The 14,852-nt window shown below is 72.6% G+C and carries 12 protein-coding genes; 4 read left to right on the top strand and 8 right to left on the bottom strand.

Going from position 1 to position 14,852, the window contains the following annotated elements; translation table 11 throughout:
- Positions 1 to 82 precede the first annotated feature (82 nt).
- From B2363_RS09665 to B2363_RS09645, 5 genes are read right to left on the bottom strand one after another with little or no spacing between them, the layout of a single operon-like run.
- Positions 83 to 910, bottom strand: a complete 828-nt coding sequence (locus tag B2363_RS09665) for an oxygenase MpaB family protein (protein ID WP_286929819.1) — start codon at positions 908 to 910, stop codon at positions 83 to 85.
- Entirely contained in the window at positions 907 to 1,872 is a 966-nt protein-coding gene (locus B2363_RS09660; protein WP_286929818.1) for an alpha/beta hydrolase, read from the bottom strand. The genes B2363_RS09665 and B2363_RS09660 overlap by 4 nt, the downstream gene beginning before the upstream one ends.
- Before the next feature lie 46 nt (positions 1,873 to 1,918).
- Entirely contained in the window at positions 1,919 to 3,610 is a 1,692-nt protein-coding gene (locus B2363_RS09655) for a DEAD/DEAH box helicase (protein ID WP_286929817.1), read from the bottom strand.
- Positions 3,607 to 3,882: a DUF3039 domain-containing protein gene (locus B2363_RS09650; RefSeq protein WP_078700277.1), complete on the bottom strand. Its 276-nt coding sequence runs from the start codon at positions 3,880 to 3,882 to the stop codon at positions 3,607 to 3,609. Before B2363_RS09650 ends, B2363_RS09655 begins: the two co-directional genes overlap by 4 nt.
- A gap of 54 nt (positions 3,883 to 3,936) precedes the next feature.
- Positions 3,937 to 4,488 (bottom strand): YqgE/AlgH family protein, encoded by a 552-nt coding sequence (locus B2363_RS09645; RefSeq protein ID WP_181756344.1) that lies wholly within the window; start codon positions 4,486 to 4,488, stop codon positions 3,937 to 3,939.
- Between the two features lie 48 nt (positions 4,489 to 4,536).
- On the opposite strand from B2363_RS09645, the gene B2363_RS09640 reads away from it, so the two are divergent.
- The gene (locus B2363_RS09640) at positions 4,537 to 5,301 is read left to right on the top strand and encodes a MerR family transcriptional regulator (protein ID WP_286929816.1); all 765 of its coding nucleotides are present in this window, start codon (positions 4,537 to 4,539) and stop codon (positions 5,299 to 5,301) included.
- A 6-nt stretch (positions 5,302 to 5,307) separates the two neighbouring features.
- Here B2363_RS09640 and B2363_RS09635 read toward each other — a convergent pair whose 3' ends face one another.
- A complete protein-coding gene (locus B2363_RS09635) occupies positions 5,308 to 6,297 on the bottom strand; it encodes a DUF3048 domain-containing protein (RefSeq protein WP_286929815.1) in 990 nt (329 codons plus the stop codon).
- 111 nt (positions 6,298 to 6,408) lie between these two features.
- Here B2363_RS09635 and B2363_RS09630 point away from each other — a divergent pair, with 111 nt between their 5' ends.
- Positions 6,409 to 10,944, top strand: coding sequence for an ATP-dependent helicase (locus tag B2363_RS09630; RefSeq protein ID WP_313600902.1), 4,536 nt, complete (start codon positions 6,409 to 6,411; stop codon positions 10,942 to 10,944).
- Positions 10,937 to 11,743, top strand: coding sequence for a DNA-formamidopyrimidine glycosylase family protein (locus B2363_RS09625; RefSeq protein ID WP_286929813.1), 807 nt, complete (start codon positions 10,937 to 10,939; stop codon positions 11,741 to 11,743). The genes B2363_RS09630 and B2363_RS09625 overlap by 8 nt, the downstream gene beginning before the upstream one ends.
- 73 nt (positions 11,744 to 11,816) lie before the next feature.
- Here B2363_RS09625 and tsf read toward each other — a convergent pair whose 3' ends face one another.
- Entirely contained in the window at positions 11,817 to 12,632 is an 816-nt protein-coding gene (gene tsf, locus B2363_RS09620; protein WP_286929812.1) for a translation elongation factor Ts, read from the bottom strand.
- Between the two features lie 67 nt (positions 12,633 to 12,699).
- A complete protein-coding gene (gene rpsB, locus B2363_RS09615) occupies positions 12,700 to 13,665 on the bottom strand; it encodes a 30S ribosomal protein S2 (RefSeq protein WP_286929811.1) in 966 nt (321 codons plus the stop codon).
- 311 nt (positions 13,666 to 13,976) lie between these two features.
- On the opposite strand from rpsB, the gene B2363_RS09610 reads away from it, so the two are divergent.
- Positions 13,977 to 14,852 (top strand): peptidoglycan DD-metalloendopeptidase family protein, encoded by an 876-nt coding sequence (locus B2363_RS09610; protein WP_286929810.1) that lies wholly within the window; start codon positions 13,977 to 13,979, stop codon positions 14,850 to 14,852.

Below are 14,852 nucleotides of genomic sequence, written 5' to 3'. Positions count from 1 at the left end.
CGAGGGAGCGCCGGGCCGGGCATCACTTCCCAGAGGAACCCTTAGTGGTACGTTCGCACAACTTTCGCGCTCGCGCGACTTCTCAGGTGCCGAGCTCCTCGATGAGGAAGCCGCCGGGGTAGCTCCGGATCCGCCGGGAGTCCCGGACACGCCGCGGCTCCCGGCGCTCGGGCATGAACCGGACCACCCGGCCGCGGCCGCACAGGGCGCCGTGGCACAGGCGCTCGAACCAGGCCGGCGGGTGGTCGTAGCCGAACGCCGTGCGCAGGTGGGGATCCATGATCGCGACGCTGAAGCGCCGCACCGCCGGGGCCAGAGGGCGTGGGTAGAACGTGGTCAACAGGTCGAGGGTCGCGTCGGCCACGGCGCGCGACCGGGGGTCGAACCTGAAGTGCTCGGTCTCATACGCGTCGAGGAGGCGCTCGAACCCGGCGAGGTCGTCCGGCAGGTCACGGATCCCCATCAGCCGCCCGAGCCGAAGGTAGTAGTTGACGCCGGCCACGTCCTCCACGGGCGTCGTGCGCCGCCAGCCGTAGCGGTTCACCCAGCGGTTCGGCATCACGACGAACGTCGCGAGAACGTACCTCATGTCGTCGTTGCTGATGCCGTACCGGCCGTGCATCTGGTTCATCCGGCGGACCGCGGCCCGGCCGGGATCGCTCTCCAGGCCCTGATCGACGATCTCCCCCAGCAGCAGCGCGGTGTCGTCGTGGCGGCGCTGCGTGTCGGTGGTGAACTGGCCCGTCTCGTACAGCAGGCGCCCGATCGAGGGCACGGCGTAGGTCCGGAAGAGGGCGAAGCTCAGCGACTGCTCGAGGTCCCAGGGGAAGTCGTACTGGCCGAACAGCCGCGAGATCTCCTCGTAGTCCACCGCCGGGTCGAGCCCGGCCGACCGGATCCGCCGGCTCATTGCGGAAGGACCACCCGGGCGGCGACGTAGTCGACGATGTCCGAGACCGCGTCGGCGGCTCCCGGCGACACCCCGGGCAGGCTCATGAACCCGTGCACGGTGCCGGGGTACTCGCGGTACCGCACGGGCACTCCCGCGCGCTGCAGCGCCTCACGGTAGTGGTCGCCGTTGTCCAGCAGCGGGTCGTGGTCGGCGGTCAGGATGAAGGCCGGCGGCAGATCGTCGAACGACTTGGCGCGCAGCGGCGAGGCCAGCGGGTCCTCCGTGCCGTACGCGTCGCCCATGTACAGGTGGGCGAAGGCCGACATGTTCGCCGAGGAGAGCACCGGCTCGCGCGGCATCCGCAGCTCGGACGCGAACTTGTCGTACATCTCGACCGCGGGGTAGATCAGCACCTGCGCTCGCAACCGGGGCCCTCCCTCCGTCACCGAGCGCTGGGCCGCGACCGCGGCGAGGTTGCCGCCCGCGCTGTCGCCCATGACGCCGATCCGCTCGACGTCGATCCCGAGGGCGTCGGCATGCTCGGCGATCCAGGTGAGCGCCTCCCACGTGTCGTCGACCGCCGCCGGGAACGGGTGCTCCGGCGCCAGCCGGTAGGACGGCGAGATCACGGTCGCACCCGTGCCGGCGGCGACGCGCGACGTCAGCCAGGCCGACTGCTCGGGCGAGCCCTGCACCCACCCGCCGCCGTGGAAGTTCACGATCACGGGTCGCGGCCCGCCGACGCCCGTGGGCCGGTGGACCAGCGCGCGCAGGGTGCGCCCCTTCAGCGGGATCTCGATCGTCTCGGCGCGGGCGCGGCGGTCCGGCGTGCCGAAGACCATCCGGCCGGGCGCCGACCTCATCAGCTTCAGGCGCTGGGCCCGCAGCTCGGCGTAGTCGGTGGCCTCCTCGACGGGCGTGGCCGTCCGCTCGAGGATCGCGGCGAACAGTCGGGTGCGCGGGGGCAGTGGGGCACTCACGCGCACAGCCTAGGGGTGCGGACGCGATCTGCGTCACACGATCGGGTCAGCCCGAGGCGCGCAGGGCCCAGTCGCGGAGCGTGTCGATCCGGCGCTTCAGCTGATCGGTGGTGGCCTGGGCGGCGGGCGGGCCCCCGCACTCGTGACGCAGCCGGTTGTGGGTGACGCCGTGCGGCGACCCCGTGCGGTGGTGCCACGCAGCGACCAGCGAGTTCAGCTCGCGGCGCAGCTCGGCGCGGCGCTCGTACTCGACGTCGGCCTCGGCGCGTGCCGGCGCCACCTCGCGCTTGCGGGTGCGCGCGCTGCGCAGCAGCGCGGCCACCTGGTCGCGCTCGAGCAGGCCGGGGATGCCGAGGAAGTCGAGCTCGTCGCTGTCGCCGGCGACCATCTCGTAGTCGATCGGCGCGAACTCGTCGCCGTCGAAGAGGACGCGGTCGAACGAGGCCTCGCTGCCGATGGCGGCGTACTGGTTGCCGAGCTCGTCGCTCGCGGCCTCGGACGCGTTGGCCTGCGCCATCAGCAGGTCCTCGGCGGCGAACAGGTCGCCCTCGTCGTGCACGGGGCGGCCGATCACGTGATCGCGCTCGGCCTCGAGGTCGGCCGCCAGCTTCAGCAGGCCGGGGACGCTGGGCAGGAAGACCGACGCCGTCTCGCCACGGCGGCGGGCCCGCACGAAGCGGCCGATCGCCTGCGCGAAGTACAGCGGCGTGGCGACCGTGGTGGCGTAGACGCCCACCGCGAGGCGGGGCACGTCGACGCCCTCGCTGACCATGCGCACGGCCACCATCCACGGGTCGGTGCCGGCCGAGAACTCGGCGATCCGGGCGCTCGAGCCCGCCTCGTCGGAGAGCACGAGGGTGGGCTCGACGCCCGTGAGCTCCTTGAGCAGCCTCGCGTAGGCGCGGGCGGAGTTCTGGTCGCTGGCGATCACGAGCCCGCCGGCGTCGTGGATGTCGCGACGCACCTCGAGCAGGCGCTTGTGCGCGGCCTCCAGGACGGCCGGGACCCACGAGCCGTTGGGGTCGAGCGCGGTGCGCAGCGCCTGGGCGGTCTGGTCCTTCGTGAGCGGCTCGCCGAGCCGGGCGGACACCTCGTCGCCGGCACTCGTGCGCCACTGCATCTCGCCGGAGTACGCCATGAACAGCACGGGGCGGACGACGCCCTCCTTGAGCGCCGACCCGTAGCCGTAGGCGTAGTCGGCGACGCTGGAGATCGAGCCGTCGCCGACCGGGGCGTACGTGACGAACGGGATCGGGTTGTCGTCGGAGCGGAACGGCGTGCCGGTGAGGGCCAGGCGGCGCACGGCCGGCTCGCAGGCCTCGAGGACGGCGTCGCCCCAGCTCATCGCGTCACCGGCGTGGTGGATCTCGTCGAGGATGACCAGCGTGCGGCTGCGCTCGATCCGGACGCGGTGGCCGACCGGGTTCGTGGCCAGGCCCGCGTAGGTGACGCAGTAGCCGTCGAAGCGGGCGCCGAGCGCACCCGTGAGGTTCGGCTCGAGCGCGATCCCCGAGCGCGCGGCCGACTGGGCCCACTGGCTCTTCAGGTGCTCGGTGGGCGCCACGACGACGACGCGCTCGATGATCCTGCGGTGCAGGAGGTCGGCGGCGATCGTCAGCGCGAACGTGGTCTTGCCGGCGCCGGGCGTGGCGACCGTGAGGAAGTCGGCCGGTTGCGTGCGGGCGTACTGGTCGAACGCCTCACGCTGCCAGGCCCGGAGTGACTGGGCCGAGCTCACTGGTCGGAGTCACTCCCGGAGTCCTCGTCGTCACCGGGGTTGAAGTCCTCCCAGATCTGCTTGCACTCGGGGCAGACCGGGAAGCGCTGCGGGTCGCGGCTGGGGACCCACACCTTGCCGCACAGCGCGACGACGGGGGTGCCCATGACCATGGCCTCGGTCAGCTTGTCCTTCGGCACGTAGTGGCTGAAGCGCTCGTGATCGCCGTTGTCGGTGCGCTGCTCGGTGCGCTCGTCATGGACGGTCTGGGTGCCGCGGCCGAAGAATCCCACGACCCCATCGTAGGCGACGGAGCCGACACCGAGGACGGGTCCACGCCGACGCGCTCAGTTCTGGGCCGGGTCGACCGGCAGGTTCGCCCAGAATCGGGTCTCCCCCGGCTGACGGCGCAGCACGTCGCTCCAGAGCCGGTCGGGCACGGGCGAGATGAGGTCGCCCTCCTCGGCCGGCAGCACGAGCCACGCGCCCTCCTCGATCTCGGCCTCGAGCTGTCCGGGCGTCCATCCGGCGTACCCGGCGAACACCCGCAGCCCGAGCAGCTCGCCGCCTTCGGGCAGAGGGCCCTCGAGGTCGACCAGGCCCACGCGCCCGGCCATCTGACGCCAGCCGGGCGGGCCGCTGGTGACGTCGCTGACGACGCCCACCGCGAGCGCGGAGTCCATCGCGACGGGTCCACCCTCGAAGAGGCAGCCGGGGGCGTTGACGCAGTCGGCCCACTCGGGAAGGACCTCGTCGACGTCCGACTCCAGCGGGTGGTTGACGATGACGCCCAGCGCGCCGTCCTCGTCGTGGTCGAGCACGTACACGACGCTGCGCCAGAAGGGCCCTGACTGGATCGCCGAGGTGGCGACCAACAAGCGGCCTCGCACCATTGCCATACCCCCATGATGCCCGATCCTGGGTCGCGCACCCCTAGACTTGCGGGCATGGTGGACGCCCAGCGCGAGGAGGAGTTCACCGTCGACGTGCTCGCCGAGCGGGCCGCGATGACGGTGCGCAACGTGCGCGCCTACTCCACCCGCGGACTGATCGATCCGCCGCGGCTCGAGGGCCGCACCGGGTACTACACCCAGAAGCACCTCCAGCGCCTCATCCTCATCCGCACGCTGCTGGGCCGGGGCTTCACCCTCGCGGCCATCGAGGACGCAATCCTGAAGTCCCCGTCCACCGCGTCGAACGTGGCGCTGGACCTGCTCAACATCTTCGAGGTCGACGACGCGCAGGACCCCAGCGAGATCATCAGCCGCGCCGAGCTGGCCTCGCTCTCGGGGCTGCCCCCCGACCACAAGCTCATCGACCAGATGATCGAGGTGGGGCTGCTCGAGCAGGTCGACGACGACTCGGTGCGGATGCTCGAGCCCAGCGTCGTGCGCCCCGGCGCGGCGTCCGTCGCCATCGGGCTGAACCCCGACAGCGTGGTCGACATCGTGCCGCACATGCGCGAGCACCTCGAGCAGATCTCCGACCGGTTCGTCCACCACGTCAGCCGCGACGTCGCGCAGCCGTTCCTCGACGCGGGCCTGCCGCAGGAGGAGTGGCCGGCCGTCTTCGAGAAGATCGACCAGCTGATCCCGATCGCCAGCCAGGTCGTGGTGGCGATGTTCCGCAGCGTGCTGCGCGAGGCGATCGAGGTCGAGATCGGCCACAAGCTGGAGGAGCTGGCCGCCGAGGGCGACCAGCCGTCCGCCTGATCCGGGCTACCGGGCGCTGAGCGCCGTGGACTCGCCCTTGCTGAGCAGCTCGATCCACGTCTTGCCGCGGGGCAGCTTCATCGGCTGGCCGTCGCGGGTCGTGAGCACGATCGTGGAGGCGTTGTTCGCCTTCTTCCACTTCGCGTTGACCCGGGTGCCGCCCACGAACACGACGGCCTTGCCGCCTCCCTGGAACGTCGTCTCGGGCACGGGGTTGCCGGCCGGGTCGGTGTAGCCCGCGCTCTTCTCGTCGGCCCACAGCACGACGAGGTTCCTCGCGCCGAACTCCTTGTCGCTGGTGCCGTTCGTGCGCTTCCACGCCTTGCTGTTGAACTTCCACGACGTGGTGTGGCTGCGCGAGAACTTCACGGTCGCGGACGTGACCTGCGGGCCCTTCGGCGTCGCGGCGCCCGCGCCGGCCCACTGGAAGTAGGAGCGCTCGGGCTGCGTGTTCTTGACGTCCTTCGCGAGCTCGCCGAGGTCGACGACGACGTTGTACGGCGCGTAGCCGGCGTCGCGCGACATCCCGGCCGAGCCGGCGTCCTGCGAGTGGATCGGGATGCCCGCGTCCTTGATGCGCGAGATCGTCTTGCCGGCGCCGCCGGAGGCCACGATCTGCCCGTTCACCGGCTTCGCGATGCCGATGTCGGTGGCGCGCATGGAGCGGACGTGGCCCACGGTCGAGGGGGTCGCCGTGTAGTAGAGGGCGGCGAGTCGGGTGATGCCACCCTCCACCGTCTGCTCGACGACGAGATCGGCCCGGTCGATGTTCGTCTGGGGAGCGGAGGCCGGGGTGTTGTCGACCTTGACCACGAACACGGGGTTCGCGGGCGTCTCCTTGAGCTGCCCACCGGTCAGCGGGTTGATCGGCGTGATCTTCGCCGCGGTGGTCTTGTTCGGCTCCTTCGGGTCGGGGGCCTGCTTCTTCTCCCCGTCCGAGCACGCGCCCAGGGTCAGCACGAGGGCACAGGTCACCGACAGCATCCGCAACTTCATGGCCTCAAGCATGCCTGAGGGCCACTGGCGCCCTGACCCCGGCACGCCGGAATTCCGGGCAGGGTCGCCGTCGCAGCGCCACTGTCGGAGTCCGGTGCCACGATGGGTTCCATGTCCTTCGGCCCCGCGACCGCCACGTGGTTCGACGAGTCCTTCAGTGCGCCCACGTCGGCCCAGACCGGCGCGTGGGACGCGATCGAGAAGGGCCGCCACACCCTCGTGGTCGCCCCCACGGGATCGGGCAAGACCCTCGCGGCGTTCCTGTCGGCCATCGACGGCCTGCTGCACCGCGATCCCGCGGTCGAGACGCAGGGCACCTCGGTGCTGTACATCTCGCCGCTCAAGGCTCTCGCCGTCGACGTCGAGCGCAACCTGCGGTCACCCCTCGTCGGCATCTCCGGGGTGGCGGCGCGACTCGGTCACGAGCTGGCTCCCGTGTCGGTGGGCGTCCGCACGGGCGACACGCCGCCGGCGGAGCGGCGCCGGCTCCAGTCCCACCCACCCGACGTCCTCATCACCACGCCCGAGTCGCTCTTCCTGCTCCTCACGTCGGCCTCGCGCGCCATGCTGCGCGGCGTCCACACGGTGATCGTCGACGAGGTCCACGCCGTCGCGGGCACCAAGCGCGGCGCGCACCTGGCGGTCTCCCTGGAGCGGCTCGACGACATGCTCGACTCTCCCGCCCAGCGGATCGGCCTCTCGGCCACCGTCAGCCCGCACGACGAGGTGGCCCGCTTCCTCGGCGGTCGCGCCCCGGTCGAGGTCGTCGCTCCCGACGCCCCCTCGCGGCTCGAGCTGTCGGTGCGGGTTCCCGTGGAGGACCTCACCGAGATGCCGCCCCGCCACGAGGGACCCCGGGAGGGCAGCGCCGCCCGCGGGCTCGACGAGTCGCGGCCGCAGGAGGCCGGCGGCACGATCTGGCCCCACGTCGAGGAGGCAATCGTCGACGCGATCCAGCAGGCGCGCACCACCATCGTCTTCGCCAACAGCCGCGGCGTGGCCGAGCGGCTCACCCAACGGCTGAACGAGGTCTGGGTCGAGCGCGAGACGGGCTACCGGCCCGAGCCGGCGAACCGTCAGCCGGCCCACATGGGCGGGCTCTCCGGGTTGTCCTCGGGTGCCGAGCCGGTGCTCGCGCGCGCCCACCACGGCTCCGTCAGCAAGGAGCAGCGGGCGATCATCGAGGACGACCTGAAGTCCGGTCGCCTGCGGTGCGTCGTGGCCACCTCCAGCCTCGAGCTCGGCATCGACATGGGCGCGGTCGACCTCGTCATCCAGGTCTCCGCGCCGCCGTCGGTCGCCTCGGGGCTGCAGCGAGTCGGCCGCGCCGGCCACCAGGTCGGCGAGGTCTCGCGCGGGCTGGTGTTCCCCACCGGCCGCCACGACCTGCTGTCCACCACCGTCACCGTCGAGCGCATGCTGGCCGGCCGCATCGAGCGGCTCGCCGTGCCCGCGAATCCCCTCGACATCCTCGCCCAGCAGACCATCGCCGCGTGCGCCCTCGAGCCGATCGACGTCGAGGCCTGGTTCGAGACGCTGCGGCGGTCGGCGCCGTTCGCCACGCTGCCCCACGCCGCCTTCGAGGCCACGCTCGACCTCGTCGCCGGGCGCTATCCGTCCGACGAGTTCGCCGAGCTGCGCCCCCGGGCGGTCTGGGACCGGCAAGCCGGCACGCTCACCGGCCGGCCGGGGGCCCAGCGGCTCGCCGTCACCAGCGGCGGCACGATCCCCGATCGCGGCATGTTCTCGGTGGTCCTGGCCGGCGAGGAGGGCACCGCGGGCCGCCGCGTCGGCGAGCTCGACGAGGAGATGGTCTACGAGTCGCGCATCAACGACGTCATCGCGCTCGGCGCCACCAGCTGGAGGATCCTCGAGATCACGTCCGACCGGGTCATCGTCGTGCCCGCGTTCGGCCAGCCCGCTCGGCTCCCGTTCTGGCGCGGCGACGCGATGGGGCGCCCCTACGAGCTCGGTGAGGCGATGGGCGCGTTCCTGCGCGAGCTGAGCGCCCTCTCCCCCGCCAAGCAGCGTGCGCGCGTCGAGCAGGTGGGCCTCGACGCGAATGCCGTCGGCAACCTCTCGGCGCTCGTCAAGGACCAGTACGAGGCCACCCGCCAGCTGCCCACCGACACGACGCTCGTGGTCGAGCGCTTCCGCGACGAGGTCGGCGACTGGCGGCTCGTCCTGCTGTCGCCCTACGGGCGGGCCGTGCACGCTCCGTGGGCGCTGCTGGTGGGCCGGCGGATCGAGCAGCGGTTCGGCGTCGACGGTGCGGTCGTGGCGTCCGACGACGGCATCGTCGTGCGGGTCCCCGATGTCACCGGCGAGCCGCCGGGCGCCGACCTGTTCGACCTCGAGGACCCCGAGGACCTCGAGCCCCAGATCACCGATCTCGTGGGCGGGTCCGCCCTGTTCGCGGCGCGCTTCCGCGAGTGCGCCGCCCGGGCCCTGCTGCTGCCCCGGCGCAACCCCGGGGCCCGCGCGCCGCTGTGGCAGCAGCGACGCCGTGCCGCGATGCTGCTCGACGTCGCCCGCAAGTACCCCGACTTCCCGATCCTGCTCGAGACGGCGCGCGAGGTGCTCCAGGACGTGTACGACCTGCCCGCGCTCGTCACCCTCGCCCGGCGGCTCCGCTCGCGCGAGGTCGCCCTGGTCGAGGTCGGCACCGACGCCGCCTCGCCGTTCGCCCAGCGCCTGCTGTTCGGCTACGTCGGTGCCTTCCTCTACGACGGCGACCTGCCCCTGGCCGAGCGGCGCGCCGCGGCGCTCACCCTCGACCCCGAGCTGCTGGGCCAGCTGCTGGGCCGGGCCGACCTGCGCGAGCTGCTCGATCCCGAGGTCGTCACCCTGACCGAGGCCGAGCTCCAGCGCCTCGTGCCCGAGCGGCAGGCCAAGGACATCGAGGGGGTGTCCGACCTGCTGCGGCTGCTCGGCCCGCTCTCCGTCGACGAGGTCGCCGAGCGCACCCGCGAGGACGCACGACTGGAGGCGGACGCCTGGCTCAAGGAGCTGCGCGAGTCGCGCCGCGCGATCGAGGTCCAGGTCGGCGGCCAGGCCCGGTGGGCCGCCATCGAGGACGCCGGCCGTCTGCGCGAGGCGCTGGGCACCGCGCTCCCGCTCGGCGTCGCCGACGCGCACCTGGCCACGGGGAACGACCCCCTCGGCGAGCTCGTCGCCCGCTACGCCCGCACCCACGGCCCCTTCACGGGCGAGGACGTCTCGCGGCGCCTCGCCCTCGGCCCCGCGGTGGTGCGCGACGCGCTCCAGCGCCTGAGCGAGGCGGGCCGGGTCACCCGCGGCGAGTTCCTGCCGGTGGCCTCCGGAGAGGCCGAGTGGGTCGACTCCGAGGTGCTGCGCCGGCTGCGCAACCGCTCGCTCGCGGCGGCGCGCAAGCAGGTCGAGCCGGTCGACTCCGCGGCGTTCGCACGGTTCCTGCCCGCGTGGCAGCACGTCGGCTCGCGACTGCGCGGCGTCGACGGCGTCCTCACCGTCGTCGACCAGCTGGCCGGAGCCGCGCTGCCCGCCAGCGCGTGGGAGAGCCTCGTACTGCCGGCCCGGGTCACCGACTACTCCCCGGCGATGCTCGACGAGCTCACCACCGCGGGCGAGGTCACGTGGACGGGCGCCGGCACCCTCCCCGGGCGCGACGGCTGGATCCGCCTGCTGCCCGGGGACACCCCCGCGCCGGCCACCGGCGACCTCGTCGTGGCGGGCTCCGACACCGCCGCCGGCCGCCTGCTCGAGGTCCTCGGCGACTCCGGTGCCTGGCTCTTCGGCGAGCTGGCGGCACGCGTCGAGGACACCGAGCGCGAGGGCCTCGTCGAGGGGCTGTGGGAGCTGGTCTGGAGCGGTCAGGTCAGCAACGACACCTTCGCGCCGGTGCGCAGCCTCGTCGCCGGGGGCGGCACCCACCGCACCCGCCGCCAGGCGCCGCGCGCCCGGATGGTGGGCGGGCGGATGCGGGCCCCGCGCGCGGTCGTGCCTCCCATCGCCTCCGGCCGGTGGTTCTCCGTCCCGCTGGGCGGCCAGACCACGGCTGAGCACGTCGCCCGCGTCGAGACCCTCCTGAACCGCTACGGCGTGGTCACCCGCGGATCGGTCCAGGCCGAGCAGACCCCCGGCGGCTTCGCGGCTGCCTATCGCGTGCTGCGCGAGATGGAGCAGAACGGCACGGCGCTGCGCGGCTACTTCGTCGACTCGCTCGGCGCGGCCCAGTTCGCCGCACCCGGCGTCGTGGACCGGCTGCGGTCCTTCGTGCGCGACTCCGACGAGCCGGCGGACGCACCCGCCGTCACCCTCGCGGCCACCGACCCGGCGAACCCCTTCGGGGCGGCCCTGCCGTGGCCCGACCGGGGCTCCGACGGCCACCGCCCCGCCCGCAAGGCCGGATCGCTCGTGGTCGTCCACGACGGCCGTCCCGTGGTCTACCTCGAGCGTGGCGGCAAGTCGGCGCTCACGTTCACCGACGGCGCTGTCGCCCTCGAGGCTGCCGCGACCTCCCTCGTGCAGACGGTGCGGCGCGGACGACTCGGACGGGTCACGGTGCAGACGGCCGACGGTGAGCCCGTCGCCTCCACACCCCTGGGCGAGGCGCTCGCGGCCGCGGGGTTCGAGGCTCACCTGAAGGGGCTGCGGCTCGATGCCTGAGGGCGACACCGTCTGGAGGGCCGCCCACCACCTGCACGAGGCGCTGGCGGGCCGAGTCCTCACCGCCACCGAGTTCCGGGTGCCGCGGTACGCCACCACTGACCTGTCCGGCGAGGTGCTGCGCGAGGTCGTGCCGCGCGGCAAGCACCTGCTGATGCGCACCGACGCGTGGACGATCCACTCCCATCTCAAGATGGAGGGCTCGTGGCACCTCTACCGCCCGGCCACCCTGCGCCGCGGCGGCCGGGGGCTGCGACGGCCGGCCCACACGGTCCGGGCGATCGTCAGCACCGACGAGTGGGTGGCCGTCGGCTTCAGCCTCGGCATCGTCGAGGTGCTGCGGCGCGAGGACGAGGACTCGGTCGTGGGCCACCTCGGTCCCGACGTCCTCGATCCCGACTTCGAACGCGACGTCGCTCTCGCCAACCTCGCGCACGACCCCGAGGTGCCGATCTTCGTCGCCCTGCACGACCAGCGGAACCTCGCCGGGTTCGGCAACGAGTTCGTGAACGAGATGCTGTTCCTGTCGGCGGTCGACCCGCACACCCCGGTGGGTGAGGCCGATCTCGGCCGTATCGTCGACCGCGGCGTGAAGCTGATCCGGCTCAACCGCGATCGCATCGAGCGGTCCTTCACCGGCAGCCTGCGAGCCGGCGAGCTGCACTGGGTGTTCGGCCGCACCGACCGGCCGTGCCTGCGCTGCGGCACCACCATCCGCGAGGACTCCCTGGGGCGCGTGGCCACCCAGCAGCGGCGCGTCTACTGGTGCCCGAACTGCCAGGGCGCCCCGCGCGACTGACCGGTCACCGCCGGGGAATGCACGAGGGCCCCGCGGATCGCTCCACGGGGCCCTCGTCGATCGTTGGTGCGGCTCAGGCGCCGACCTCGATGTGGCTGAAGCCCTTGACGGTGATGCCGGCTTCCTCGGCGACCGCCTTGACGGTCTTCTTGTTGTCGGTGACGCTCGACTGCTCGAGCAGCACGTTCTCCTTGAAGAAGCCGTTGACACGGCCCTCGACGATCTTGGGCAGGGCCTGCTCGGGCTTGCCCTCCTCCTTGGCCGTGGCCTCGGCGATCTCGCGCTCCTTGGCGACGATGTCGGCGGGCACGTCCTCGCGCGTCAGCCAGCGCGGGCGCATGGCCGCGATCTGCATCGCGACCGAACGCGCGGCGTCCAGGTTGTCGCCCTCGTACTCGACGAGCACGCCGACGGCCGGCGGCAGGTCGCTGGCACGACGGTGCATGTAGGTGGCGACCTGGCCCGAACGGGCGCTCACGCGACCGAGCTCGAGCTTCTCGCCGATGACCGCGGCGAGCGCACTGATCGTCTCGGCGACGGTCTTGCCGTCGTCGAGCTGGACCTTCGCGAACTCCTCGGCGTCGGCCGGCTTGGCGGCGTCGGCCGCGACGGCGAGACGCTCGGCGAGCGCGATGAACTGGTCGTTCTTCGCGACGAAGTCGGTCTCGGAGTTGAGCTCGACCAGGGCGGAGCCGGCGTTGGCGACCAGGCCCGAGGAGGCCTCGCGCTCAGCGCCGCGCTTGGCGGCCTTGGCCGCGCCCGAGATCCGCAGGACCTCGACGGCCTTGTCGAAATCGCCGTCGGCCTCGGTGAGGGCCTTCTTGGCGTCCATCATGCCCGCGCCCGTGGCGTCGCGGAGCTTCTTCACATCGGCAGCAGTGATTGCCATGTTCAACCTCGGTTCTGGTGGGGCCGGCCCGACGGATCGCGTCGGGCCGGCCAGTGGTCAGAGTGGCTCAGGACTCGGCAGGAGTCTCGGCCGGGGCCTCGGCGGCAGGCGCCTCAGCGGTCTCGGCAGCGGGAGCCTCGGCGGCAGGCGCCTCAGTCGTCTCGGCAGCGGGAGCCTCGGCGGCAGGCGCCTCAGCGGCCTCGGCAGCCGGGGCGTCGGCGGCAGGCGCCTCAGCGGCGGGGGCCTCGGCGGCCTTCGACGCGAGCAGCTCCTTCTCCCAGTCGGCCATGGGCTCCTCGGCGCCGAGCTCCTGGCCCGGGGCCTCCTCGCCCGTCTTGGCGCCACCGCGCGACATGAGGCCGTCGGCGACGGCGTCGGCGATGACGCGGGTCAGCAGGCCCACCGAGCGGATGGCGTCGTCGTTGCCCGGGATCGGGTAGTCGACGTCGTCGGGATCGCAGTTGGTGTCCAGGATCGCGACGATCGGGATGTTGAGCTTCTTGGCCTCGTCGACCGCGAGGTGCTCCTTCTTCGTGTCGACGATCCACACGGCGTTGGGCACGCGGCCCATGTCGCGGATGCCGCCGAGGGTGCGGTTGAGCTTGGTGTACTCACGACGCATCTGAAGGAGTTCCTTCTTCGTGCGGTTGGAGCCCGCGACGTCGTCGAAGTCGATCTCCTCGAGCTCCTTCATGCGCTGGAGACGATCGGACATCGTGGTGTAGTTGGTGAGCATGCCGCCGAGCCAACGCTGGTTGACGTAGGGCATGCCGACGCGCTTGGCCTGCTCCTCGACGGGCTCCTGCGCCTGGCGCTTGGTGCCGACGAACAGGATCGAGCCACCGCGGGCGACGGTGCTCTTGACGAACTCGTACGCCGAGTCGATGTAGGACAGCGACTGCTGCAGGTCGATGATGTAGATGCCGTTGCGCTCGGTCATGATGAAGCGCTTCATCTTCGGGTTCCAACGACGGGTCTGGTGCCCGAAGTGCACGCCGCTCTCGAGCAGCTGACGCATGGTGACGACGGCCATGGCCGTACTTCCTTTCAAACCAAGTTGACGCATCGCCGGCGGCGATGCCCTGGTGTCCGACGCGGGCCACCCATCGTGGATGGGACCTGGATCGCGCCCCGTTCGGTGCAACACGTCACGGGAGAGGACACGCGAATTTCCGCCCAGAGGACGGATGTGCCCAGTCTAGTGCACCGGCCCGCGCCGGAGGAAATCGGTGCCACGGTGGGCCGAACGGCCGGTCTCCACAGGTGCCTGCGAGGCCTGACCGCCCGTCCACAGGGACCCAGGAACCGGTTCCGCTCCCGACCCCGGATCGCTTGGCTCGGCACATGCGCCGTGCCCTGCTCCTGCTCGTGACCACCCTGCTCGCCGCCTCCGTCGCTCCCGCTGCGGCCGCGCCCTGGACGTGGCCGATCGGCGAGCACCGGATCGACCGCCCCTTCGACCCGCCCGAGTCCGACTACGGAGCCGGCCACCGCGGGGTCGACATTCCCGGGCGGGCGGGCCAGACGGTCCGCGCCGTTGCCGTCGGGCGGGTCACGTTCGCGGGTCGCGTCGCCGGCGTCTGGACGATCACGATCGACCACGGCGCCGAGCGATCGACCTACCAACCCGTCTCCCCCACCGTCCGGGTCGGCGACGCCGTGACCGCCGGCCAGCCCGTCGGCCGGCTCCTCGGCGGCCACCCCTCGTGCCGTCGGACGTGCCTCAATCTCGGCCGGCTGCGCGGCGACGTGTACCTCGATCCCGCCGCGCTGCTCGCGACCTCAGGGGCGTACCGGCTGATCGATCCCGACGGCTCGCCGCCGGAGCCGCCCGGCGCGGGTGCCGGGGACCTTCCCCTCGACGGACCCGTGACCTCGGCGTTCGGGATGCGGGTGCATCCCGTCACCGGCGTGCGCAAGCTGCACGACGGCGTGGACATCGGCGCCGCGTGCGGGACCCCGGTCCCTGCCGCGGGAGCCGGCCGGGTCGGGCGCGCCGGCCCCAGCGGCGCGTACGGGCTGCGGGTCCAGATCGATCACGGCGGCGGGATCGCCACGTCCTACGCCCACCTCGGCTCGGTCGCGGTGCACCGCGGCCAGCGGGTGGTCACCGGCGACGTGGTGGGCCGCGTCGGGTCGACCGGGTTCTCCACGGGGTGCCACCTGCACTTCATGCGGCTCGTCGACGGGCGACCGGTCGATCCCCTGGGCGAGCGGTGA

The organism is Aeromicrobium sp. UBA7512 (assembly GCF_002476985.1).
Taxonomy (GTDB): Bacteria; Actinomycetota; Actinomycetes; order Propionibacteriales; family Nocardioidaceae; genus Aeromicrobium; species Aeromicrobium phoceense.
The sequence above is the reverse complement of the archived record's forward strand: the minus strand, read 5'-3'. Positions and strand labels throughout refer to the sequence as shown.